23 protein-coding genes are annotated in these 22,462 nt (G+C 59.2%); 7 read left to right on the top strand and 16 right to left on the bottom strand.

The features are described from left to right. Positions 1 to 43 precede the first annotated feature (43 nt). Both LCM21_RS12790 and LCM21_RS12795 read left to right on the top strand, forming a co-directional pair. The gene (locus tag LCM21_RS12790; RefSeq protein WP_224890947.1) at positions 44 to 502 is read left to right on the top strand and encodes a carboxymuconolactone decarboxylase family protein; all 459 of its coding nucleotides are present in this window, start codon (positions 44 to 46) and stop codon (positions 500 to 502) included. Then, positions 499 to 1,383, top strand: a complete 885-nt coding sequence (locus LCM21_RS12795) for a sigma-70 family RNA polymerase sigma factor (RefSeq protein WP_224890948.1) — start codon at positions 499 to 501, stop codon at positions 1,381 to 1,383. The genes LCM21_RS12790 and LCM21_RS12795 overlap by 4 nt, the downstream gene beginning before the upstream one ends. A 32-nt stretch (positions 1,384 to 1,415) precedes the next feature. On the opposite strand, the gene dapA is transcribed toward LCM21_RS12795, so the two are convergent. Next, positions 1,416 to 2,291, bottom strand: coding sequence for a 4-hydroxy-tetrahydrodipicolinate synthase (gene dapA / locus LCM21_RS12800; RefSeq protein ID WP_224890949.1), 876 nt, complete (start codon positions 2,289 to 2,291; stop codon positions 1,416 to 1,418). A gap of 135 nt (positions 2,292 to 2,426) precedes the next feature. On the opposite strand from dapA, the gene LCM21_RS12805 reads away from it, so the two are divergent. Further along, the gene (locus LCM21_RS12805; protein WP_224890950.1) at positions 2,427 to 4,391 is read left to right on the top strand and encodes a lytic transglycosylase domain-containing protein; all 1,965 of its coding nucleotides are present in this window, start codon (positions 2,427 to 2,429) and stop codon (positions 4,389 to 4,391) included. Here the strand turns inward: LCM21_RS12805 and LCM21_RS12810 are convergent. Then, entirely contained in the window at positions 4,365 to 5,234 is an 870-nt protein-coding gene (locus LCM21_RS12810; protein WP_224890951.1) for a DMT family transporter, read from the bottom strand. The two genes, LCM21_RS12805 and LCM21_RS12810, sit on opposite strands and share 27 nt — an antisense overlap. Then, complete coding sequence (gene mnmC2 / locus LCM21_RS12815; RefSeq protein ID WP_224890952.1) at positions 5,231 to 5,896, bottom strand: tRNA (5-methylaminomethyl-2-thiouridine)(34)-methyltransferase MnmC2; 666 nt, start codon at positions 5,894 to 5,896, stop codon at positions 5,231 to 5,233. Before mnmC2 ends, LCM21_RS12810 begins: the two co-directional genes overlap by 4 nt. 48 nt (positions 5,897 to 5,944) lie before the next feature. Between mnmC2 and LCM21_RS12820 the strand changes: the two genes are divergently transcribed. Continuing rightward, positions 5,945 to 6,985: an NAD(P)/FAD-dependent oxidoreductase gene (locus LCM21_RS12820; RefSeq protein ID WP_224890953.1), complete on the top strand. Its 1,041-nt coding sequence runs from the start codon at positions 5,945 to 5,947 to the stop codon at positions 6,983 to 6,985. Here the strand turns inward: LCM21_RS12820 and LCM21_RS12825 are convergent. From LCM21_RS12825 to LCM21_RS12845, 5 genes are all read right to left on the bottom strand, one after another. Beyond that, on the bottom strand, positions 6,977 to 7,777 hold the full coding sequence (locus LCM21_RS12825) for an HTD2 family dehydratase (RefSeq protein ID WP_224890954.1): 801 nt from the start codon (positions 7,775 to 7,777) through the stop codon (positions 6,977 to 6,979). The two genes, LCM21_RS12820 and LCM21_RS12825, sit on opposite strands and share 9 nt — an antisense overlap. Before the next feature lie 38 nt (positions 7,778 to 7,815). Continuing rightward, on the bottom strand, positions 7,816 to 8,358 hold the full coding sequence (locus tag LCM21_RS12830) for an NADPH-dependent FMN reductase (protein ID WP_224890955.1): 543 nt from the start codon (positions 8,356 to 8,358) through the stop codon (positions 7,816 to 7,818). A gap of 115 nt (positions 8,359 to 8,473) precedes the next feature. Continuing rightward, on the bottom strand, positions 8,474 to 9,145 hold the full coding sequence (locus LCM21_RS12835) for a YiaD family glycine zipper/OmpA-like lipoprotein (RefSeq protein WP_068337145.1): 672 nt from the start codon (positions 9,143 to 9,145) through the stop codon (positions 8,474 to 8,476). Positions 9,146 to 9,245: 100 nt separating this feature from the next. Further along, positions 9,246 to 9,965: a helix-turn-helix transcriptional regulator gene (locus LCM21_RS12840; protein WP_224890956.1), complete on the bottom strand. Its 720-nt coding sequence runs from the start codon at positions 9,963 to 9,965 to the stop codon at positions 9,246 to 9,248. Between the two features lie 302 nt (positions 9,966 to 10,267). After that, entirely contained in the window at positions 10,268 to 10,915 is a 648-nt protein-coding gene (locus LCM21_RS12845; RefSeq protein ID WP_224890957.1) for an RluA family pseudouridine synthase, read from the bottom strand. Between the two features lie 96 nt (positions 10,916 to 11,011). On the opposite strand from LCM21_RS12845, the gene LCM21_RS12850 reads away from it, so the two are divergent. Both LCM21_RS12850 and LCM21_RS12855 read left to right on the top strand, forming a co-directional pair. Continuing rightward, on the top strand, positions 11,012 to 11,422 hold the full coding sequence (locus LCM21_RS12850) for a nuclear transport factor 2 family protein (RefSeq protein ID WP_224890958.1): 411 nt from the start codon (positions 11,012 to 11,014) through the stop codon (positions 11,420 to 11,422). Between the two features lie 2 nt (positions 11,423 to 11,424). Further along, the gene (locus tag LCM21_RS12855; protein WP_224890959.1) at positions 11,425 to 12,129 is read left to right on the top strand and encodes an SGNH/GDSL hydrolase family protein; all 705 of its coding nucleotides are present in this window, start codon (positions 11,425 to 11,427) and stop codon (positions 12,127 to 12,129) included. On the opposite strand, the gene rarD is transcribed toward LCM21_RS12855, so the two are convergent. From rarD to LCM21_RS12895, 8 genes are all read right to left on the bottom strand, one after another. Next, the gene (gene rarD / locus LCM21_RS12860) at positions 12,120 to 12,995 is read right to left on the bottom strand and encodes an EamA family transporter RarD (RefSeq protein ID WP_224891211.1); all 876 of its coding nucleotides are present in this window, start codon (positions 12,993 to 12,995) and stop codon (positions 12,120 to 12,122) included. The two genes, LCM21_RS12855 and rarD, sit on opposite strands and share 10 nt — an antisense overlap. Positions 12,996 to 13,185: 190 nt before the next feature. Further along, positions 13,186 to 15,639, bottom strand: a complete 2,454-nt coding sequence (locus tag LCM21_RS12865; RefSeq protein ID WP_224890960.1) for a GcvT family protein — start codon at positions 15,637 to 15,639, stop codon at positions 13,186 to 13,188. A 151-nt stretch (positions 15,640 to 15,790) separates the two neighbouring features. Then, a complete protein-coding gene (locus LCM21_RS12870) occupies positions 15,791 to 16,684 on the bottom strand; it encodes a homocysteine S-methyltransferase family protein (RefSeq protein ID WP_224890961.1) in 894 nt (297 codons plus the stop codon). 13 nt (positions 16,685 to 16,697) lie between these two features. Then, positions 16,698 to 17,750 carry a zinc-binding dehydrogenase gene (locus LCM21_RS12875; protein WP_224890962.1) on the bottom strand — a complete coding sequence of 351 codons (1,053 nt, stop codon included), beginning with the start codon at positions 17,748 to 17,750 and terminating at the stop codon, positions 16,698 to 16,700. Positions 17,751 to 17,926: 176 nt separating this feature from the next. Beyond that, a complete protein-coding gene (locus LCM21_RS12880; RefSeq protein WP_224890963.1) occupies positions 17,927 to 20,380 on the bottom strand; it encodes a GcvT family protein in 2,454 nt (817 codons plus the stop codon). A gap of 15 nt (positions 20,381 to 20,395) precedes the next feature. Further along, positions 20,396 to 20,776, bottom strand: a complete 381-nt coding sequence (locus LCM21_RS12885) for a GFA family protein (RefSeq protein ID WP_224890964.1) — start codon at positions 20,774 to 20,776, stop codon at positions 20,396 to 20,398. A gap of 4 nt (positions 20,777 to 20,780) precedes the next feature. Next, positions 20,781 to 21,407, bottom strand: a complete 627-nt coding sequence (locus LCM21_RS12890) for a LysE family translocator (protein WP_224890965.1) — start codon at positions 21,405 to 21,407, stop codon at positions 20,781 to 20,783. Then, a complete protein-coding gene (locus LCM21_RS12895; RefSeq protein ID WP_224890966.1) occupies positions 21,407 to 21,976 on the bottom strand; it encodes a helix-turn-helix domain-containing protein in 570 nt (189 codons plus the stop codon). The genes LCM21_RS12890 and LCM21_RS12895 overlap by 1 nt, the downstream gene beginning before the upstream one ends. Before the next feature lie 129 nt (positions 21,977 to 22,105). Here LCM21_RS12895 and LCM21_RS12900 point away from each other — a divergent pair, with 129 nt between their 5' ends. Then, positions 22,106 to 22,372 carry a DUF1294 domain-containing protein gene (locus LCM21_RS12900; protein WP_224890967.1) on the top strand — a complete coding sequence of 89 codons (267 nt, stop codon included), beginning with the start codon at positions 22,106 to 22,108 and terminating at the stop codon, positions 22,370 to 22,372. Positions 22,373 to 22,462: the final 90 nt, after the last annotated feature.

Here is a 22,462-nt window from a genome sequence, read left to right on the forward strand (position 1 = left end):
ACGCATGTCCTGTTTTTGTTAACTTCAAAAGCAGGAGAATACGATGTCCCCTCGGATCAATCACTTTGCCGTCGCCCCCAACTTGCTTCAACCCATGCTCGATATGGAAGAACGCCTGAGCGCATCCGGGCTGGAACACAGTTTGAAAGAACTGATCAAGCTTAGGGTGTCGCAGATCAACGGCTGCGCCTATTGTATTCACATGCACACACATGACGCCCGCGCCAACGGTGAAACCGAAGATCGCCTGCACCTGTTGAACGCATGGCACGAGTCGTCGCTGTATTCAGACCGTGAACGTGCCGCGCTTGCGTGGGCCGAAGCCCTGACACGAGTTGAAACCAACCGCGTCCCTGATGACGTCTATAACGCCATGGCTGCTCAGTTTTCGGAACATGACCAGGTGGCACTGACTTTGGTGATCACCCAGATCAACGCGTGGAATCGCTTGGCCATCGGTTTCGCGGTTCCGCACCCCAAAGCCAAAGAAGTGGCCGCGTGACCCGATCACATACACAGCCCGGGGATCGGGCATTCGTTGACTTGCAACCGCGTCTTTTAGCGGTTGCATATCGTATGCTCGGATCGGTCAGCGATGCCGAGGATATCGTTCAGGACGCCTATCTGCGCTGGCAACGTGTCGATGTAGAAAAGGTACGGGACGAAACCGGCTACCTGATCCGGGTCGTCACCAGACTATGCCTTGATCATTTGCGCGCGGCGCGGGCCATCCGTGACGCATACCCGGGTGAGTGGTTGCCGGAACCGCTTGTCACCGACGACGCAACAGAGCGGCTTGACCGCGATGTCTCGGTCGCGCTGATGATGACGCTAGAGCGATTGTCACCCCTGGAACGCGCCGCCTTTCTTTTGCATGACGTTTTTGAGTGCTCGTACGATGATTTGTCCAAAACGCTTGAGCGTAGTCACAGCAGTTGCCGCCAACTTGTAAGCCGCGCCAGGAAACACATCGAACACATGAAGCCCCGCGCCCGTGTTGACCGCGAACACGGTCAGGAACTGGCCAATGCGTTTTTCAGCGCAGCCAAAACCGGTAACACGAAACACCTGACTGATTTGCTGTCACGCGATGTCCAACTCCATTCGGATGGCGGAGGAAAAATCATCGCGACCCTGAACCCGATTGTCGGGCGGGATAAGGTCGTTCGGTTCTTTGCCGGATTGTCTCGTAAACCTACCGCAACCCAGCCCGCTCACTGGGTTGCGTGTCAGCTGAACGGCTTACCCGCGATCATCAATCGCGAGCCGGGCGGCACTTTGCAAGCGACCTTGGTAAACATCGAAAAGGGCGAAATCGCCGCCATCTACATGGTGCGCAATCCAGACAAGACCCGGCACCTGGAAAGCGTTATGAGCGATTAGAGCCTGCAGAGATCAAAACAGGCCCGAGTTCCCTATTTCACAAGCCCCGCGTGCGCCATCGCCGCGTCAATCGCTGCTTTGGTACTGGTTTCCAACGTTGTCAGGGGCGAACGCACTTCCTCGCTGCACAGGCCCAGCTTGCTCAGCGCGTATTTCGCTCCGGCAAGTCCCGGTTCGATGAAAAGCGCCTCGTGCAAGGGCATCAGACGATCCTGATACGCCAGCGCCTTGGCATAGTCGCCGTCCAATGTGGCCTGCTGGAATTCGGCGCACAGCCTCGGCGCGACGTTTGCGGTGACCGAGATACAGCCGACGCCGCCATGCGCATTGAAACCCAACGCCGTGGCGTCCTCACCCGACAATTGGCAAAAGTCCGGCCCGCAGGTCGCGCGTTGCTGGCTGACACGGGCCAGATCACCGGTGGCGTCCTTGACGCCGATGATACGCGGCAGCTTGGCAAGCTCACCCATGGTTTCAGGCGTCATGTCGATCACTGACCGGCCGGGGATGTTGTAGATGATGATCGGAATATCCGCGCAATCATGCAGGGCGCGGTAATGCATGATCAAACCCTTCTGGGTGGGCTTGTTGTAGTATGGAGTCACAACCAGCGCCGCATCAGCACCAACCTTCTGCGCGAATCGCACGAACCGGATCGCCTCAACCGTGTTGTTCGAACCTGCCCCGGCGATGACGGGTACACGACCGGCTGCGGCTTTGACCACCTCTTCAACAACTATTTCATGCTCATCATGGCCCAGCGTCGGACTCTCGCCGGTGGTGCCAACGGGCACCAGCCCGGTCGAGCCTTCCTGAATCTGCCATTCCACCAAGTGTTTGAGCGTTTTCAGGTCCAACTCGCCGTTGCTGAACGGGGTGACGAGGGCCGGCATTGAGCCTTTGAACATGACACGCTCCTTAGGGTGCAGTTAGTGTGTTTTTTGCGCCCTGAGTCATCACAATCCAACCGATGTGAGTTGATCCCGGCAGCGCAAGGTTTATCCTGATTGGCTGTATCCTTGGTTGGTTGGGAAATGCAAGGCATGACACGCGTTCTGGCGCTTTTGATAGCGGTGATTCTTGGGTCAGTTGGGCAAGCACAAGCCGATGCGGTGGGCGATCTGCGCGCCGGAATGGCGGAAATGCGCAAGGGCGATTGGAATGCGGCCTTGCGGGTGTCGGGCCAACGGGGATCGGTCAGCCGTGATATCATCGTGTGGCACTGGCTGCGCGAGGGGTATGGCAGCTCGGGCGATGTGCTTGTTTTTCTGGATCGCCGGCCGGATTGGCCGGGTCTGGCCTGGTTGCGGCGCAAAAGTGAGCCGGCATTTACCGGCGCTGATCCCGACCGGGTGCTGAAATTCTACGCAGGCAAACCACCGCAAACAGCCGAGGGGGCGTTGAACTACGCCGTAGCACTGCTGGCGAAAGGGCGTCAGGGCGAGGCGCAGGCTGATCTTGTGACCGCGTGGCGGACCATGCCGATGGGCAAGGGTTTGCAACAAGACTACTTGGAGAACTTCGGCGAGCTTCTGAAACCCCACCACGCGGCCCGGTTGGACAGGATGCTGTGGGACAACCACCTTGTCAGTGCCGCGCAGATGCTACCGCTGGTCAGCACCGATCAGCGCAAGCTGGCCGAGGCACGGATCGCCTTGCAGAAACGTCAGCCCGGCGTTGATGGCAAAGTCGCCGCAGTTCCGAAATCCGTGGCGGATGCACCTGGGCTGGCCTTTGACCGCTTTGTTTGGCGCGACAAGAAAGAGCTGGACGACAGTGCAATTGAACTGATGCTGACGCGCTCGACCGGGCCGGATGCCTTGGGTGAGCCTGACAAATGGGCCGAGGGCCGTCGCCGACTGGCGCGGCTTGAGATGCGCAACGGCGACGCCAATCGGGCCTATCGGATCGCAGCCAACCACCACATGACACCGGAAATGGGCTATGCCTATGCAGATCTGGAATGGCTGGCCGGCTTCCTTGCGTTGCGCAAGCTGAATGACCCAGCCACAGCGGTACGACATTTCCAGAACTTCTCGGCTGCGGTACAGTCACCGATTTCAAAAGGGCGAGGCGGGTACTGGTTGGGGCGGGCCTATGCGGCGCTGGGTGATGCTGACAAAGCCTATGCAGCGTATGCGATGGGCGCCGACCACCAAACCTCGTTCTATGGCCTTTTGGCCGCCGAGCGGATCGGACGGCCTTTTGACAGCGATCTGGCCAACCCCCGCCGCGCACCGCATTGGAAACAGGCTGACTTTGCTGACTCCAGTGTCTTGGAGGCTGGCCTGCTGTTGCTGCGCGCGGGCGAAGACAATACTTCCGAGCGTTTTCTGACCCATCTGGTTGAAAGCCTGGATCAGACCGAAGCAACGCAGCTGGGTGATCTGGTGATCGAGTTGAACGAGCCCCATCTGGCGGTGATGATCGCAAAACGCGCGGCCCAAAGCGGTATTGTTCTGCCTGCGGCCTATTATCCGGTGCACCCGGTAGCCGATATGGGGCTGCCCATGGCGAAAGAGATGACGCTGGCCATCGCCCGCCGCGAAAGCGAGTTTGATCCGGTGGTGATCAGCGGCGCGGGGGCGCGCGGCCTGATGCAGGTGATGCCCGCCACGGCGCAACTGGTCGCCAAAGAGCTTGGCATCCTCAGCGGTCACAAGACGATCAAGCTGACCTCTGACTGGCAGTACAATGCCAAACTGGGCGCGAATTACCTGTCAGGGCTGGCCGCGGATTTCAACGGCAACGTGGTGATGATGGCCGCTGGCTATAATGCCGGGCCCCGCCGCCCGATCTCGTGGATGGAGCGGTATGGCGATCCCCGTGCCGGTCAGATCGACGTGGTGGACTGGATTGAAACCATCCCGTTCAGCGAGACCCGCAACTATGTGATGCGCGTGGCGGAAAGCCTGCCGATTTACCGCGCACGGCTGGGTCAGCCCGCGCTACCGATTCCGTTCTCGCAGGAGCTAATCGGCTCAACCCTGGCGTCTTTCGCGCCATAAGGTGAAGAGACCAGCGCTTACGACCAAAGCTGCGCCCAGAACAACCTCTGGCCGCAGCGCCTCCCCAAATACTGAGATCCCTAGGATGGCGGTCCATACAAGGTGGAAATAGGCAAAAGGCTGCACGGTACTAGCCTCGGACATTTCATAGCATTTGATCAGCAGCCAATGGCCGCTGACACCGCTGATGCACAGCAGCGCCATCCACGCCCAATCCGCTTGCGCCATCGGCTCCCAGAACCACATGCCAACCAAGGTCATCGTCACCGACCCGGCGATACCCGTCCAGAAGAAGCTGGTGGCCGAACTGTCCTTACGGGCGGCATAGCGGGTCAGCAAGCCATAGACTGCGAACATCAGTGCTGACATCAAAGGAAGAACAGCCCAAGGATTGAAGACGCCCTTGCCGGGTTGCAGTATGATCAGCACACCGATGCATCCCACTCCGATTGCAGTCCAGCGACGCCAGCCGACACTTTCACCCAGAACCGGGCCACTAAGCGCTGCGACCAAAAGGGGATAGCAGATGAAAACCGCCATACTGTCGATCAGCCCAAGAACCGTAAAGGCGAAAACGGCAACGCAAATCTCGGCCGCCAGCAAGATGCCGCGAAACACCTGCAACCCAAGCTGACTGGTCTGCGACGCGGCTTTTAAGCCTCCGGGCGCGCGTCCGGCCAGGGCGATGACAAAGGCCGCGAAGAACCAGTATCGGATCATGACAACCATGTAGGTGTTATAGGTCCCCGCCAGATGACGCGAGATCCCATCCTGAAGGGCAAACACGATTGTCGCGGCAATCATCAGTGCGATGCCTGCACGGGCATTGTTCTGCTGCGTCATGGCAGAACCGCACGGGTCATGTGGCGCTTGCGGCCAAATCCGGCAGTGCGGGATACGTTAAAGCCTGCCTCTTGCAATCCACGCCGCACAAATCCTGCTGCAGTATAGGTAGCCGCGGTGCCCCCTTTTACAGTGTGGCTGGCGACCTGTTGCATCAGGTCAGCGCCCCACAATTCCGGGTTCTTGGCAGGCGAAAATCCATCCAGAAACCACGCATCCGCCTGATCCGTCCATGCGGGCAATGTTTGACGCGCGTCACCTTCGATGACCTCAAGGTGCAAGGTATCCAGTTTGCACGTGCCGCCGCGCCACTGGGCCAGAAAACGGGCGGCCCATGGTTTCAGTTCAGGAAAGGCCGCCAGCGCACGCGCCATATCCTGCGCAGTCATCGGAAATGCCTCGAAACTGGAAAAGGATAAGGGCGTTGACTGACCGGATTTTTCCCATTCGGACCAAGCGGTCAGCATGTTCAGACCCGTGCCAAAGCCCAGTTCGGCAATGCGGAACCCCGGTGCAAACCGCGCAGGCAGATCGTTACCTGCCAAAAACACGTGTCGGGTTTCCTCCAACCCGTTCTGCAACGAATAGTATGGGTCGTCGAAACGATCCGAGACCGGGATGTGATCCTCGGTCCATGTGAGTTCGGCGTGCTGGTCTGCCATCGGGAAATCCTGTAGTCACCGGCGCGACACTGAACAAGGAAAAGGGGAATGGCAATGGCCGATGTGACGGTGCGCGGCGCAGGTATTTTTGGCCTGTCCATCGCGTGGATATGCGCGCGGCGCGGCGCCAAGGTTCAGGTCGTTGATCCGTTTGGCCCCGGTGCCGGGTCCAGCGGTGGGCTTGTCGGTGCGCTGGCCCCACATGTGCCCGAAAACTGGAACGCCAAAAAGGCGTTTCAGTTCGACAGCCTGTTGATGGCCGAACCCTTCTGGAGACAGGTCGAAGCCACCGGCGGCGTCTCATCCGGATATGCGCGGTTGGGCCGGTTGCAGCCCATCGCAGACGACCGGGCGTTAAAACTTGCCCACGCGCGGGCACAGACCGCGGCGCAGCTTTGGCAGGGTCGCGCCGAATGGCGTGTGGTTGAGGGTCGCAAACTTGGCTCATGGTGCCCGCTCAGCCCGACGGGTTTCGTGATTCACGATACGCTAAGCGCCCGGATGCATCCCCGACGCGCTTGCGCCGCGCTGGTGTCTGCGCTGGCGGTGATGGGGGTCAACGTGGTCTCGAACGCGCCGGACCAAGGGCAAGTGGTCCACGCAACGGGTCTTGCCGGATTGCAAGAGCTTTCCGCCGCATTCGGGAAAACGGTCGGCAATGGCGTCAAAGGTCAGGCCGCGCTACTGCGGTTCGACGCGGGCGACGTACCGCAACTGTTCGCTGATGCCATTCACTTCGTCCCCCATGCGGACGGTACGCTGGCGATCGGCTCCACGTCAGAGCGTGACTATAATGACCCCACCAGCACCGACGCCGCCTTGGACGATGTGCTTGAGCGGGCAACTCGCGCCGTGCCGGTGCTGCACGGTGCCGAGGTTCTTGAAAGGTGGGCCGGTGTGCGGCCCCGCAGCAAAAGCCGCGCACCGATGCTTGGCGCTCATCCGCTTTACCAAGGCCAGTTCATCGCAAACGGTGGTTTCAAGATCGGCTTTGGCATGGCTCCGAAGATCGCCGAGGTGATGGCCGATCTGGTTCTTGAGAGAATCGACAATATCCCCGATGAGTTCCGGCCTGAGGCTTCACTTTGATCGCGGAACAGCCTTGGCTGTCATACATTGCCGCCCATCAGGGCCGCGCACCCACAGCGCATGGCCTTCCCGGCATAGGGTCGCCGTTTCGAAATGTATCAAGGGCGCTGTGGCGCGAAAAGAAAACTGCGCCAACGGCCCCAGTATGTCTTCGGCGAACCGCATCAGCAATTGCGCCAGCAGCGGGCCATGCACCACCAGCCCGGTGTAACCTTCAACATCGCGGGCATATTCCAGATCATAGTGGATTCGGTGACCATTGAAGGTCAGCGCGGAATAGCGAAACAGCAAGGTCGAATCGAACGTGACATCGCGCTGGTCGGTCTCATCGGTCCGGGCGGTGGGGGGCGTTGGCTTGATCTCATCAGCAGCGGGGTCCTGACGGTAAACCAAGTCCTGCCATTCGGTCAGGCACACGGCGTCGTCTTGCCAGATTTCGTGGCGCAGAGTGACAAACCCCAGCGGCCCGGTGCGCCCAGTCTTTGAGGTTGCATTTTCACAGGTGGTTCGCCGCTCGGCTTTTCGGCCCGCGATCAAAGGCGCATCGAATTGCAACCGTCCGCCCGCCCACATCCGGCGGGGCAGCCCCATATCGGGGATCACCCCTTCGCCAACTCTCGGGTGCCCGTCCCGACCAAGCTGAGAGGGTGGGCGCGGCGACCAGAAATAGAGCTGGTGAAAAAACGATGGCAGTGGAGAGCCATCTGCAGCCGCACCTTCTTGCCCCAGCGCCACCAGCAGAGCAGCGGCGCGGGCCGGGTCCATTACATCGGTTTGAATTTCCACTGTCATGACGGCAGATTAGGCAGCCGTTCACGCTGGAACAAGCGCTAGAAACCAGCCTCGGCCCTTAGCTTTTCCATCAGGGTCCGCAGCGTGCTTTCATAGCGGTCGCTGGTGAGTTTACCGTGTTCATCAAACTCGTTGGAACTGTCGGCCAGGTGCATCTCAGGCCCTTGCAGGATACGCGGCTGGAACGGCACCATGTAGCCGCGCAACACCATCTGTGCGCGCTCGCCACCAGCGCGGCCAGCGGCGGCGGACATCACGGCCACCGGTTTGTCAGCCCAGGGTCGCCCGCCCGTACGGCTGACCCAATCCAGCGCGTTTTTCAGAACGCCGGACGGCCCCTTGTTGTATTCCGGGGTAGAGATGATGACCGCATGGGCCTGCGCGATTTGGTCGGACAAAGTCTGTACGGTCTCGGGAATGCCTTCACCATCCTCAAGATCCCCATCATACAAAGGCAGGTTCAGATCTGCCTCGATATGTGTTCCGGGGGCAAACAGGCGCGCGGCTTCCCGCAGCAGTTTTCGGTTGGTCGCATTTTGGCGCAATGAGCCCGACAGGCTCAGAAGGATCGGTTCGGACATTCATCAGCTCCGCTATTGTAATTCCCAATAGCTAGTTCAGAATTTGCGCGGGCCAAAGCCCATGTGACGCGCCGTCAATTTGCAATCAGGGCGCGTCGAAACGCGCCCGGAATGCTCAGGTACGACCATTGGGAACGATTTCGATATCGACCCGGCGATTCTGCGCCTTGCCCTCGGGCGTCAGGTTCGAGGCGGCTGGCCGGCTTTCCCCAAGACCAAGCGTTGAAATCCGGGCACCGCTGACACCATTGGCCTGCAAAATGTCTGCCACCGATCTGGCGCGGCGTTCGGACAGAGCCTGATTGTAGGACGCCTCCCCATCACTGTCGGTGTGGCCGATGACCTGAACGTTCGAATTGGGGTAATTCACAAGGTTTTGCCCCACCCGCACCAGATCAGACCGCAGCGCCGGGCGAACGGTCGCGCTGTCGGTATCAAAGGTAATATCATTCGGCACGGTAACGATCAGTCGGTCACCGGCATTGGTGACGATGATGCCCTGATTGGCCAGTTGCTGGCGTAGTTCAGCCGCTTGTCTATCCAGTTGATTGCCGATCAGACCACCCCCGGCGGCACCAATCGCCGCACCGGCAGCCGCACCCAAAAGCGGGTCCGAGCTGTTCGCGATAGCACCTACCCCGGCACCAACCAAACCACCCAGAATTGCGCCCTGCCTGGTGTTCTGATTGGGATCGGCAGGCAAGTTCAGCGTACCCGGATCGGCACAGGCGGCCAGCATCATGGCCGCACCCAGCCCGGCGGGAATAACAAATTTGGAAATCGACATGATAACACCTTCTGCTCCGGCGCCCGTTTTCCGGGCGCATATTGTTTGGTGCAGTATATCGCTTTACCCGCAGTTAGGCTCAAGCAACAATCAGGTGAAATCAGCGAATACCCGCCAATGTGGACGGGTCGCATCGCCCAGCCAGTATTTGTGCACTGTTTCGTTCCTGCCAGAGTTCCCGAAGCGACCTTGCCTGCCCCGAAAAGCTTTGCCCAACATATTCGCTGGCCCAGATGCGGTCGGTTCGGAAATGCCTGAACCCGTCGCGCAGTTCGCACCACCCCGCCAGCATCGTACATTCGGTATGATAGATCAGCGCCACCGGGCGAACCACGCGTTCCGTGCGATCGCCATCGCCATTCTCGTAAGTTATGCGAATTTTCTGTTCGGCTCGGATCGCTTCGCGAAAACTGGCAACGGGAATACAGCCCTTGGCCGGATCATCAACCGGAGCGCCCCACGGCGCAACATGCAGCCAATCCGCGGGGCAATGCAGCGCCTCGATCTTTTGGCAGATGCGGTTGGCGGCGCGCTGCAGGTGACTATCTCCGGTTCGTGCCAGAAGCGACAGACCGACCCACAGTGCCTCAACTTCTTCGGCGTCGAAGTTCAAGGGCGGCAGATCATACCCGCGCCGCATCAGATACCCGATCCCCGCCTCGCCTTCGATAGGCGTTCGCTGGGCCTGCAACTCGGCAATGTCGCGATAAACCGTGCGTACGGAAACTTCCAGCTGCGCGGCCAGTTCCTCGGCGGTCACCGGCGCACCTGCGGCCCGTAGGATCTGGATGATTTCAAACAATCTGGTTGAGCGGCGCATATGTTCCTCCGTGCGATCTGCTGACATCTTAGCACTCGCCCCTGACAGGGTAGTGTCAGGAGTGATGCGCGAAACTGGGCCCGTTCTTGAATAAACGGAGACAGAACATGCCCTGCCTCGACAACCACGTCATGATGACGCTGAAACTTGGTCAATGGTCTCAGGACCACGCTTTGCGGGCGTTCGAAATCGAGCGCGAGATTGCCGCGACTCGACACTGCAGCCTGACCAGCGCGAAGACACGCAAAAGGTGGCTTTCTCTCGGAAAGTTGAAACGGCTTATGAGAAAACCGGCCTGAGTTCTAAAAATCCGCTTTGGCCCTGAACTTCATCGAAACACCGCCTTCGGGGTGTTTTAGTCGCAGCTCTTCGGAATGCAGCATCAGGCGCGGGAAATCCCGCGCTGGCCCGTCGGCGTAAAACGGGTCACCCAGAATCGGGTGACCCAGCGCCTGCATATGTACGCGCAACTGGTGCGAACGGCCCGTTTTTGGAAATAGCCGAAGGCGGGTCGTTTCACCCTCATGCTTCACGACGCGCCACTCTGTGACGGCTGCCTTGCCCGTCTCGTGACAGACCATCTGACGCGGTCGGTTGGGCCAATCCACGATCAGCGGCAGATCAACTGTTCCCGTTTTATCAGCGACCCGCCCCCAGACACGCGCCACATAGGTCTTTCGGGTCTGGCGGTTCTCAAATTGCAAGCCAAGGTGCCGCTGCGCATGGGGGGTTTGTGCAAAAACCATCACACCGGATGTATCCCGATCCAGCCGATGCACCAATAGGGCCTGCGGAAATGCCGCCTGTACCCGCGCCAGCAGACAATCGGCCAGATGCGCGCCCCGCCCCGGCACTGACAACAGGCCCGCAGGCTTGTTCACCACAATCAACTGCGCATCCTCGTGCAATACATCCAAGGGGGTCATAGGGGGGTCATAGGTCTCGCTCATGCGCGCCTGCGTATCGCAGCGCGCGACCTCCCGCAACGTCGGGCTTGCCTGAGTGGGCTGGTTCCGCAACTCTGCCCAAAAAGGTAAGGAGACCCCATGCACCCCACAATCGAACGCATGAAAGAGGTGGTTGCCAAAGGCGATGAAAGCCTGATCTGCGAATTGCTGGCCGAAGATGTTCGGTTCTCTCCGCCGACTTACTACAGCACCTGGACCGGGCGTGTGCCTGTGGCAGCTGTACTGGGGCATGTGGGGCAGGTCTTTTCTGACTTTCGCTATCGCCGTGTGATGGGCGAAGGCAACGATTGGGCCCTGGAGTTTCAATGCAAGGTCGGGGATCTGGATGCCGTGGGCGTTGACCTGATAACCCTCAACAAAGATGGCTTGATCCAGGAGTTCGAGGTCGTCATGCGGCCATACAAAACCATCGGCGCCCTGCGTGAGGCGATGATGGCGCGCATCATGACAGACGCACGGTTCCTTGAGTTCAAAAGCGCGCTAAGCTGACGATGCCCGTTGCCGCAGATCAACTGCTCCGCTTGCCCTTGCTGCCGGTTCTGGCTGCTCAAGGCCTATCGGTACGCCGCAAGGCGCAACGTCTGCCCGAACCGATTGGCCCACGCCAAGGACGCATCGGGCGCGGCCCCCGATTGCGCTTGCTGATTGCCGGAGACAGCTCTGCCGCCGGGGTCGGCGCGGGAACACAGGCGCAAGCTTTGTCCGGGCATCTCGTCACCCGATTGGCCAAGCACTATGCTGTTGAATGGCGGCTTGAGGCCACGACCGGGCATCGGACGCAAGACACGATTGACCGGCTTGGCGAAATCAATGACCAGTTCGATATGGCGCTAACCGCGCTTGGCGTGAATGACGTGACCCGCGGTGTGACGCGCCAACAGTTCATCACGCAGCAGGCCCAATTGCTGGACCTTTTGTCCGGTCGTCTGGGCGCGCGACGGATTGTGGTCACTGCGGTTCCACAGATGCAAAGGTTCCCAGCCTTGCCACAACCGCTGGCCTGGGTTCTTGGACGTCAGGCCGCGCGTCTGGATCAGGGTTTGCAGCAGGTCGCAGACAGTTTTCCAAAGGTCCGGCATCTGAAACTGGACCTGCCCGACGACCCGGCCCTTGCCGCCCCTGACGGATATCACCCCAGTCCGAAAGCCTATGCCCTGTGGGCCGAAGAAGCCGCCCGTCTGTTGCGTCAAGCCTGAGCGCGCACCTGCCGGATCATCGGGATCGAATACACCACCAAAGCGGTCCAGATTAGCGGGAAGGCAATCATGCGCCCTCGGTCGATCTGTTCGCCAAAAATAGTGATCGCAGTGATAAAGATCATGGTCGGAGCGATGTATTGCAGGATGCCCATCGTCGACAGCCGTACCAGCTTGGCCCCGTTGGCATAGACGAGCAGCGGCACCGCCGTCACGACCCCGGCCCCTGCCAGCAGCATTGTGTCCGTCGCGGTGACTCCAAAATGCCCCGTGCCTTGCACGCCCAGCCATGTGACATATGCCAAGGCCGGGATCAGCAGAATCAGAACCTCAAGCAAAAAGCCCTGATTGGGCCCGATGGGAAGGGACCGTTTGAAAAAGGCATAGAACCCCCAACTGACCATCAACCCCAGCGCGGGCCAAGGCAAGCTGCCTGCCTCGACAATCAGAACCAGCACGCCCAGCGCGGCAATCGCCACCGCCGCCAGTTGCGTTTTTGTCAATGGCTCGCGCAGCAGAACCGCGCCAAGCGCGATGCTGAACAATGGGTTGATGTAATAGCCGAGCGCGGCATCCAAAGCCCGGTCATTTGCAATGGACCAGACATAGATTGCCCAATTCACCGAGATCAGCGCCGCCGTAAGGCAAGCCATCCCCAGCATCTTGGGGTTCACCAGTGCCGCCTTCAAATCCCGCGTGCGCCCCAAGGCCACCAGCAGCAGGCCCGCAACGGGAACCGACCAGATGATACGATGCGACACGATCTCGACCGCCCCAACATGCGCAATGGCCTTCATGTACAACGGCAGAAAGCCCCACAGGACGTATGCCGTGACAGCCAGCGCCAGCCCCTTGGGCGTGTCCATCGTGTTCGGCGGTAAGGGAGTGTCTGCCACGGCGGGTCTCCGATTGATACCCTGGTTCTCTATGGCAAATCAGGCGCGTTTGGGAACTCAGAAAACTGTGAACAAGGTCATCACGAATGCTGATGTATCCGACCTACTAGTAACGGCCGGTCGGGAAGGGCTGGGGCGCAGAAGCGCCCCGACGATTTGATCACACCTTAACGCGTTCGGATTTCGGATCGTACATCGGCTTGAGCGATGCCTCTGCCTTAACTTTCACACCGCACACGTCGATCTCATAGTCTGAGGCCAGGACATCCGCCGCGTTCTCCCCTGCGCAGGGGACATAGCCCAGACCAATGGCACCGCCCAGGGTATGACCGTAGTTGCCCGAACTCAGATAGCCCACATATTCGCCATCGCGGATGATCGGTTCATTGTGGAACAGCAAAGGCTCAGGATCGGTCAGTTTAAATTGCACCAGACGGCTCTTCGGTCCGCTTTCCTTACGCGCAATAACGGCCTCGCGTCCGATGAAGTCACAGCCTTTGTCCACCTTCACGGCAAAGCCGAGGCCCGCATCGACCACGTGATCCTCGCAGGTGATGTCATGGCCGAAATGGCGGAACCCCTTTTCGATCCTGCAGCTATCCATCATGTGCATACCGCAAAGTTTCAACCCCATGTCCTGTCCGGCTTCGTACAGGGTTTCAAAAACATGGCCAGCCATGTCCGCCGAGACATAGACCTCCCACCCCAGCTCACCCACATATGTGACGCGGTGCACACGGGCCAGCCCCATGCCGAGTTCGACCTCTTGCGCGGTGCCAAATGGATTGGTCGCGTTCGAAAAATCACCCGGCGACACTTTTTCAAGCAGCGCGCGCGCGTTCGGGCCCATTACGGCCAGAACACCTTCGCCAGCAGTCACATCCGTGATGACGACATTGAAATGACCTGCATGGCGCATCATCCATGTCTGATCCGCCAAACGGGTCGCTGCCGGGGTTACAACCAGATAGGCGGTCTCGGTCAGGCGCGTAACGGTCACGTCCGCCTCAATCCCGCCGGTGCGGTTTAGGAACTGGGTGTAGACGATCTTGCCAGTTGGCACCGAATAGTCACCGCCGCCGATGTGGTTCATAAATCTCTCGGCATCCGGCCCTTCAACGCGGATTTTACCGAACGAGGACATATCGTACATGCCGACGTTTTCACGGACCGCGCGGTGTTCCGCGGCCGAGTTCTCGAACCAGTTTTGGCGCTTCCAACTGTACTGGTATTCGCGCTCCTGCCCTTCACTGTCGAACCAGTTGGCGCGTTCCCACCCTGCCAGTTCGCCGAAAACCGCACCTTGTTCCTTGAGGTGGTGATGGAACGGGGTCCGGCGTACGCCGCGTGCAGTCGCCTTCTGGCGATAGGGGTAATGGTCGGCATAGAGCAAACCCAGCGTTTCCTTGGACCGTTCGAACAGATACTTCTTGTTGCCCTGAAACGGCTGCATCCGACCGATATCCACATCCCCTAGATCAAACGGTTTCTCGCCGCTATCCATCCATTCGGCCAGCGCCATACCGGCACCGCCTGCCGATTGAATACCGATCGAGTTAAACCCAGCCGCCACCCAAAAATTATCCATCTCGGGCGCAAGGCCCAGATGGTAGGCATCGTCAGGCGTGAAAGATTCCGGGCCGTTGAAAAAGGTATGAATACCCGCCTCGGCCAGCATGGGCATACGGTTGCACGCGGCCTCAAGGATCGGTTCGAAATGGTCAAAATCCTCGGGTAGCTGGTCGAATTCAAAACTGTCAGGGATGCCCTTCATCGCCCAGGGCTTTGCGTTTGGTTCAAACGCGCCCAGCAGCATTTTACCCGCGTCTTCTTTGTAATAGGCGCATTCGTCAGGGACGCGCAGCACCGGCAATTGGGTCAGACCGTCAATGGCTTCGGTGACAATGTAGAAATGCTCACACGCGTGCAGCGGGACGTTCACTCCAGCCATGCGGCCAACTTCGTGGCCCCACATGCCTGCACAGTTCACAACCATATCGCATTCAATATGGCCCGAGGCACTGCCGTCATCCGCCACCCAATCAACACCCGTTACCTCACGGCCCTGTTTGACGATATCGGTGACTTTCACACGTTCCCTGACGATGCCGCCGCGCTGGCGGGCGCCTTTGGCCAAAGCAAGGGCAATATTTGCCGGGTCACCCTGCCCGTCCAGCGGCAAATAAACAGCACCTTTGACACCGTCGAGGTTCAGGTGCGGATAAAGCGCCTGCACGCGTTCATTCGAAATCTCTTCGACCTCAACACCAAAAGCGCGCGCCATGGCCGCTTGCCGATAAATCTCTTCCTTGCGCTCCTCAGTCAACGCGACGGTAATTGATCCGCACCGCTTGAACCCGGTGGCGACACCGGTTTCTTCTTCAAGTGAGCCATAGAGCTCTTGGCTGTACTTCGCCAGCTTGGTCATATTCGCCGTTGCACGTAGCTGCGCAATTAGACCTGCCGCGTGCCATGTGGTGCCGCTGGTCAATTGCTTGCGCTCAAGCAATACTACGTCCTTCCAACCCTTCTTGGTCAGGTGATACGCGACCGAGCATCCGATAACGCCGCCGCCAATGATCACCACTCGGGCCTTGCTGGGAAGATCAACCATCCTGAAATCTCCGCTGTGTCAGGGTTGTACCAAAATGCCATGAAAGACCGGCAACAAATGTACGATAACCGTCGCAGTATCGGCAATTTCCACCGATGCAGTACCGCACGTTTGTGTTGAAGCGTCCGCCGGTATTCCCATCCGCTGCCTCTCAGACGATCTGGTGACCGGCTGCGCGCAGCCGGTTGGCAAGGGTTTCAATATGATCCGGTCCGACTTCGCAACAGCCGCCAACAATGGTTGCCCCTTGCGCCACCCAGCCCATTGCGTGATCCGCATAGGCGTCAGGTCCCAGATCATGACGCTGTTCCAATGCATCCACCGTGGGCGCGTCCTGTAAAAACCCCTGGGTGATGCGCGTGAATCCGTTTGCATAGGCGCCGAATGGGCGCCCCAGTTTTGCGATGATCTTCAGCGCGGCCGGGATGGCCTCGGGGCGCGAGCAGTTGATCAGAACAGCCTCGGGCGCGAAACGATCCACTACCGGAGCGATATCGGAAAGCGGCTCGCCCGAACGCAACCTTGTCCCATCATCATCCATGACCGAAAGCCCGAGCCAGACCGGTTTGCCGCTATGCGCCGTTCCCCGCAAAACACCTTCGGCCTCTTGCACCGAGGAAACGGTTTCGATCAGGAACAGATCGACGCGTTCACGCATAAGGTCCACCAGCTCAGCGAATTTTGCGGCGGCGTCGTCCACATCTGGTTTCAGGTCAGGCCGGTAAGAGGCCAGCAAAGGCCCAAGCGCCCCGGCAATGCGCCCGCCATTCGACCCGCGCGCCCGTTCGGCCTGTGTCAGGGCCGTATTGACCAGATCCGCCAGTTGGTCTTCCATCTGCTCCCGCGCAAGCCGCGACCGGTGAATGGCGTAGGTGTTTGTTGTGGCCACCGTCGCCCCGCGCCGGAAATACTCTGCATGCACGTCCCCAACCAGCTCAGGATGGTCAATCATGACGCGGGTCGACCACAAGGGTGTTGGCTTGTCACCACTGCGTTTGACCAATTCCTGCCCGATTGAGCCATCCAAAAGAGTGATATTCGCCATGTTTTCAGCCTAGTTAGGGGATCAGAACAAGTTTGCCCGGATACGATTTGGATTGAAAATCCTCCTGCGCAGCGGCGATGTCTTTTAGCGGATAGGTCTTTGAAATCAAAGGTCTGATCCGACCGGTATTGATCATCTCAACCAGTCGCCCAAATACCTCGAAGACCTGATGGGTGCAGCCGTGAATGGTGATGTCGCGCAGGTAGATGTCGCGCAGATCGGCCTGCACCACCGGGCCAGCGATGGCACCCGAAACCGCATAGTGTCCACCCGGCTTCAGCGCGAGTATCAGACCGGGCCACGCAGGTCCGCCCACAACGTCGATCACCACGTCGAATGTGTCAGTGGGCAGCGCCGCGTCACGGTCGAACGTATCTACAGCGCCCTGACTTTTGACAACGTCGGCCTTGACTGGGCTGGTCACACCCCAAACCGTCGCCCCCCGCAACACCGCCAGTTGTACGGCGGCCAGTCCAACGCCGCCCGATGCGCCTGTGACCAGCACTTTCTGCCCCGGGCTTACACCTGCGCGGGTCAGCAGGTTTTCGGCGGTGCCAAAAGCACAGGGGATTGCGGCAATCTCGACATCAGACAGGGGTGAGGCCGAAACATCATAAAGATCATCCACCTCGACCAGACAATATTGCGCAAAAGCTCCGTCCAATTCTGAACCCAAGGCAATAAAACCGGTCGGGTTTCCGGGTCTTGGCCGTGGCAGGTTGATCGGACAGGTCACACGCTGGCCGGGTCGGAACGCCGCCCCTTGTCCAACCGCCGCTACGACCCCGCAAAGATCACCGCCCTGAATGCGCGGGAACTGCAACGCACCGCCCCAGCCTCCGGCCTCAACATCCTGATCGACCGCATCAGTGGCGCTGGTCACGTCCGAGGAATACCAGCCGACCCGCGTATTGATATCGGTGTTGTTCACGCCCGCCGCTGCAACCCGAACCACAACCTGCCGCGGACCGGGCCTTGGCACTGGTATGTCATCGCGCCATTCCAGAGCCTCTGGCCCGCCGTGTCGGGTCAGGTAAACGCCGGACATGTGATTGGGGAGGTTCATTAGACTTCACCTTTACGTCTTGTCGTCCAGATGTGGTGGCACCGACCCCATCAGAATTATGCATCGCCCGTGTTCTGACCCGACACCGTGTAATAGGGTTTGGTCAGTCTTCCGGTTATAAATGGGACCCAGGTCGGGTCCCATCATGCATATCGTTTGCTCACGGCAGTTTCCTGTCAGGCGCGAAGCCGCTGGTTCTCAGGATCCCAGAGCGGCTGGTCTTTTTCTACGACCGCACGATGCTTTTGCCCGTAGATTTCGACTTCAAGCTCGGTGCCCGGATTTGCCAGTTCAGCCTTGATCATGCCCAACGCGATGGACTTGCCAACACGGTATCCCCATGCGCCCGAGGTCGTCTCACCCACGATCTGGTCACCTTGCCAGATGCACGACATGTATGGCGCGTCGCAGTCACCCGCATCCACGGTCAGGGTAACAAAAGACTTTTTCACACCCTGCTGCTTTTCGTTCAGGATCGCAGCCTTACCCGGAAAATCCTGCGGCTTATCAAGCTTGACGAACCGCTCCAGACCACCTTCGAGCAGCGAATAGTCGGTCGAAAGATCGCCCTTCCACGCGCGGTATCCCTTTTCAATGCGCAGTGAATTCAAGGCGTACATACCAAAAGGCTTGGCCCCGGCCTCAAGGATCGCGTCATAAATGGCAGGCATATCCGCGTTTTCTGCATGAACCTCCCACCCTAGCTCACCTGCGAAGGACACGCGTAAAAGCGCAACCCAGCCGCCGGTGATTTCACTCTCCTGAAAGCTGAGCCATGGAAGCGAAAGATCTGCCTCGCAAACCTTACTGAGCACCTCGCGCGACTTTGGTCCGGTCACGATCAGTGTGCTCATCCGCGTCGTCCAATCCTCCAGCGTGAAGGCCGCGTCAGCAGGCATGTGGCGTTCCAGCCATTCGCGGTCATGCCATTGCGCCGTGGCCGCAGTCACCAGCACGAACAGGTTTTCGGCCTCACGCGTCACAGACATTTCCGTAAGGATGCGACCTCGTTCATCAGCGAAATACACCAACCCGACGCGACCAATCTTGGGCAGAGCGCCCGTTACAAGACCCCGCAGCCATTCGTCCGCGCCCGGACCTTGTATTTTGAACCGCGAAAACCCCGGCAGATCCAGCACGCCACAGTCGTCCCTCACAGTTTCACATTCTTCTTTGACGCGCTGCTCCCACGGGCCCGAGCGGCCCCAGGTATGTGTGGCCTCAAGCGACGTGTCGTCGCCCGGCTTGGCGAACCAGTTGGCGCGCTCCCAGCCGTTATAGGCACCCATCACGCCGCCCAGCGCTTTGACCTTGTCATGTACGGGTGACAGTTTCTTGTCCCGCGCGGCGGGCCATTCGTGATGCGGGAAGTGCATGGCGTATTCGTTGCCATAGACCTCCATCCCCTTTTGGTTGCAGTAATCCTGATCGGTGTAATCGGTATAGCGGCGCGGATCGACCGCCCACATATCCCACTCGGTGTGGCCATCGACGATCCATTCGGCCAGCACCTTGCCGGCCCCGCCGCCTTGCGCGATGCCAAAAGTGAAAGTGTGGGCCTCAAACGCGTTCTTCACGCCCGGCATGGGTCCTAACAGCGGCAAACCGTCCGGCGCGTATGGGATCGGGCCGTTGATTACGCGGCCCACGCCCGAGGTAGCCATCAGTGGCACCCTCTCCATCGCGTCAGTGACGATGTCTTCGATCCGGTCCAGATCGTCGTTCCAAAGCTGGAAGCTGAAATCATCGGGCATGGGATCATCTTCGGTCATCCAGTGGCCCTTACAGTTGGGCTCATAGGGGCCGAGGTTAAATCCGTTCTTCTCTTGCCGTAGGTAGTAGGAAACATCCACGTCGCGCAGCAACGGCAGCTTGCCACCGTTTTCTTTGGTCCAAGCCTCAATTTCCGGAATCTCGTCGGTCAACAGGTACTGATGGCTCATGACCATCGCGGGCACAGTGCGGCCGCCAAAGGGTTTGAACCACTCACCCACACGCTGCGCGTAGTAGCCCGCCGCGTTGACGACATAGTCACAGTCAATATCGCCCTTGTCAGTATGAACCGTCCATGTGCCGTCCTCCTGCTGGGTCACGCCGGTCGCCGGGCAGAAACGGATGATCTTCTGTCCCAGATCGCGCGCGCCCTTGGCCAATGCCTGCGTTAGCTGCGCCGGGTCGATATCGCCATCGGTCGGGTCGTAGAGCACGCCTTTCAGATCATGGGTTTCAAGGAACGGGTAACGTTCCTTGGCCTGTTCCGGGGTCCAAATCTCCATCGGGATGCCTTGATAGCGGCCCATGGACATGGCGCGCTCGAACTCCTGCATCCGCTCCTTGCTATGCGCCAGACGGATCGAGCCCGAAACATGGTAATTCATCGGATAGTCGACCTCTTCGGCAAGCCGCGAATACAGCTCGGTCGAATAGCGCTGCATGTTCATGATCGCCCATGACGTTGAAAAGGTCGGGACGTTGCCCGCTGCGTGCCAGGTTGAGCCGGCGGTCAGCTCGTTCTTTTCAAGCAAGACGCAATCGGTCCAGCCCTTCTTGGCCAGATGGTACAGCGAGGAAGCCCCCACAACACCGCCACCGATGATTACCACGCGGGCTTTTGTCGGAAAATCGCTCATTGGTCTTGTTCCCTGTTACTGGGCCCGTTGGGGCAGGTCGTCCATGATGTCGTAGTAGTCGCCTTTGTCCGCCACGAAGATATGCTGGGCGAGTTTCAGTCCGGTGGGTTCGTCCAATGAGCCCACGGAGATCGCGATCGTTTCCTCGTCGTTGTGCTGCCAGAACAGAAACGAACCGCACGCGCTGCAAAAACCACGCTTGGCGATGTCAGACGCGTGATACCAGCCCAGCGTCTCTTGGGCGGTGAAGCTCAGGTTGTCCTCATGCGTCACGGTCGAGGCCCACAGATGCCCTGATTGCCTGCGGCACTGACCACAGTGACACGCGTTAGGCGGGGTGAGGTCTCCTTCAATCGTGAACGCAACCTTGCCGCAAAGACATGAGCCAGTTTGCATGTCGTTATCCCCTAGTTGTTGTGGGCGTGGAGCTGGCCCCCAGCAACACGCCGTAAATAATGAAACAGGCCGCCATTACCCGGCGGACCCAGATGTTGAACACGGCCCCCAACGCGGCCTTGCCCATCAGCGCGCCCAGCAGGGTAAACCCCGTGTAGCTGAGGGTGGTGATAATCAGCGCAGTGGGCATGATCACCCCCATCTGCTGCCACACCGGCACGTCTGGTTGAACGAATTGGGAAAAGGCCGCGAGGTATCCGGCCACGCTTTTGGGGTTTATCGTCGCTACCGCCAGCGCATGCAGATAGACATGCCGCGCGGGTCGTTCGCGGGCCGGGGCGGGCTTGGTCGCGTTTACCCAACCGCGCACACCGACCCATATCAAAAACCCCGCGCCCACCAGCTTGGCGATGAAAAATCCGGTCGGAGACGCCGCGATCAGCGCAGTGATGCCCAGCGCAGACAGGATCAGAAACGCACTCGCCTGAGTCAGGATCGCCAAGACCCCAAGCATTGCTTTAGGAAAAGGCAGGCTCATCCCGTTCGAGATACAATTGACCGCATTCGGACCCGGAGTGGTCACGAACACCACCCAGAAAAGCGCGAATATGGTCCAGGCCTCGAAACTCATCAATACACCGGTGGCGCGATGACCCAGATGGCCAGGGCAGGCTCATCATAGGGATTGGCCCATTGATAGGGTTCGTGCTTGATACGGAAGCTGTCGCCCGCGCCTACCGTAAACTGTCGGGACCCAATGGTCAGATCCAACCGGCCTGAAATGACATAACCGACCTCTTGCGTTGGTCTGTTGGCCGGTTTCTGCATCTTGGACCGTGGCTCGAACGTGGAATGCACCACCTCAAAATCATCGGTCAGATCGGGTGAGAGCAGTTCTTCGATCAATCCCTCGTCACCGGAACCCATAGGCCGACGTGATCCCGCGCGCACGACATAGCCCTGCTCGTCAGCTGGCACTGCGGAATGCGCAAAAAGCATCGACATCGGAACGCCAAGACATTCGGCAATCTGGCGCAGGTCCGAGATTGAAGGATCCGACATGTCACGCTCAACCTGACTGAGCCATCCCACCGAGCGGTTCAATCGCGTCGCGATCTCGATAAGCGTCAGCCCGCGCGCCTTACGCAGGGCGCGAATATCCACACCGAGCGTGGCGCTTTGAGCAGCTTGGGTGTTCATGGCAGGGCGGCACCTCGTGAAATTCTGCTTTCATTTTTCACGGTGTCGCAGAATCATGAAATTTCCAAGAGTTTTTTCATTTGCGCCAGCCGCTCCGCTTGATATGCCACGGCTATGTGGATTGCAGTGATGTACCTATGGGCGATTAACACCCTGACTTTGCTGGCCTTTGGTTGGGACAAGACCCGCGCGAAACGTCGAAAGCGCCGCGTCCCGGAACGCCGCTTGCTTTGGCTGGCCGTGCTTGGCGGCAGCCCCGGTGCTATGCTGGGGCGTTGGATGTTCCGGCACAAGACGCGCAAGCGCGGGTTTTCGATCTGGCTGTTCGGGATCTTCTTGACTCAAGCGGCGATGGTCTACCTGATTATATCCGAAACCCTGCCCACATTGCTGTAAGCCGCGCATCGCACCCAAAGAATTTTCTAACCAACGCGCGACCTGCCTGTTACAATTGCGTGATCTCAAAGCGCAGGGATTTCTTACAAT

The sequence above is a fragment of the Ruegeria profundi genome (genome assembly GCF_020171505.1).
Taxonomy (GTDB): Bacteria; Pseudomonadota; Alphaproteobacteria; order Rhodobacterales; family Rhodobacteraceae; genus Ruegeria; species Ruegeria profundi.

Excerpts from the sequence above, each read along its gene's own strand:
- LCM21_RS12790 (WP_224890947.1), top strand. The coding sequence starts at position 44 with ATGTCCCCTCGGATCAATCACTTTGCCGTCGCCCCCAACTTGCTTCAA.
- dapA (WP_224890949.1), bottom strand. The coding sequence starts at position 2,291 with ATGTTCAAAGGCTCAATGCCGGCCCTCGTCACCCCGTTCAGCAACGGC.
- LCM21_RS12805 (WP_224890950.1), top strand. The coding sequence starts at position 2,427 with ATGACACGCGTTCTGGCGCTTTTGATAGCGGTGATTCTTGGGTCAGTT.
- LCM21_RS12810 (WP_224890951.1), bottom strand. The coding sequence starts at position 5,234 with ATGACGCAGCAGAACAATGCCCGTGCAGGCATCGCACTGATGATTGCC.
- mnmC2 (WP_224890952.1), bottom strand. The coding sequence starts at position 5,896 with ATGGCAGACCAGCACGCCGAACTCACATGGACCGAGGATCACATCCCG.
- LCM21_RS12820 (WP_224890953.1), top strand. The coding sequence starts at position 5,945 with ATGGCAATGGCCGATGTGACGGTGCGCGGCGCAGGTATTTTTGGCCTG.
- LCM21_RS12825 (WP_224890954.1), bottom strand. The coding sequence starts at position 7,777 with ATGACAGTGGAAATTCAAACCGATGTAATGGACCCGGCCCGCGCCGCT.
- LCM21_RS12830 (WP_224890955.1), bottom strand. The coding sequence starts at position 8,358 with ATGTCCGAACCGATCCTTCTGAGCCTGTCGGGCTCATTGCGCCAAAAT.
- LCM21_RS12835 (WP_068337145.1), bottom strand. The coding sequence starts at position 9,145 with ATGTCGATTTCCAAATTTGTTATTCCCGCCGGGCTGGGTGCGGCCATG.
- LCM21_RS12840 (WP_224890956.1), bottom strand. The coding sequence starts at position 9,965 with ATGCGCCGCTCAACCAGATTGTTTGAAATCATCCAGATCCTACGGGCC.
- LCM21_RS12845 (WP_224890957.1), bottom strand. The coding sequence starts at position 10,915 with ATGAGCGAGACCTATGACCCCCCTATGACCCCCTTGGATGTATTGCAC.
- LCM21_RS12850 (WP_224890958.1), top strand. The coding sequence starts at position 11,012 with ATGCACCCCACAATCGAACGCATGAAAGAGGTGGTTGCCAAAGGCGAT.
- LCM21_RS12855 (WP_224890959.1), top strand. The coding sequence starts at position 11,425 with ATGCCCGTTGCCGCAGATCAACTGCTCCGCTTGCCCTTGCTGCCGGTT.
- rarD (WP_224891211.1), bottom strand. The coding sequence starts at position 12,995 with ATGGACACGCCCAAGGGGCTGGCGCTGGCTGTCACGGCATACGTCCTG.
- LCM21_RS12865 (WP_224890960.1), bottom strand. The coding sequence starts at position 15,639 with ATGGTTGATCTTCCCAGCAAGGCCCGAGTGGTGATCATTGGCGGCGGC.
- LCM21_RS12870 (WP_224890961.1), bottom strand. The coding sequence starts at position 16,684 with ATGGCGAATATCACTCTTTTGGATGGCTCAATCGGGCAGGAATTGGTC.
- LCM21_RS12875 (WP_224890962.1), bottom strand. The coding sequence starts at position 17,750 with ATGAACCTCCCCAATCACATGTCCGGCGTTTACCTGACCCGACACGGC.
- LCM21_RS12880 (WP_224890963.1), bottom strand. The coding sequence starts at position 20,380 with ATGAGCGATTTTCCGACAAAAGCCCGCGTGGTAATCATCGGTGGCGGT.
- LCM21_RS12885 (WP_224890964.1), bottom strand. The coding sequence starts at position 20,776 with ATGCAAACTGGCTCATGTCTTTGCGGCAAGGTTGCGTTCACGATTGAA.
- LCM21_RS12890 (WP_224890965.1), bottom strand. The coding sequence starts at position 21,407 with ATGAGTTTCGAGGCCTGGACCATATTCGCGCTTTTCTGGGTGGTGTTC.
- LCM21_RS12895 (WP_224890966.1), bottom strand. The coding sequence starts at position 21,976 with ATGAACACCCAAGCTGCTCAAAGCGCCACGCTCGGTGTGGATATTCGC.
- LCM21_RS12900 (WP_224890967.1), top strand. The coding sequence starts at position 22,106 with ATGTACCTATGGGCGATTAACACCCTGACTTTGCTGGCCTTTGGTTGG.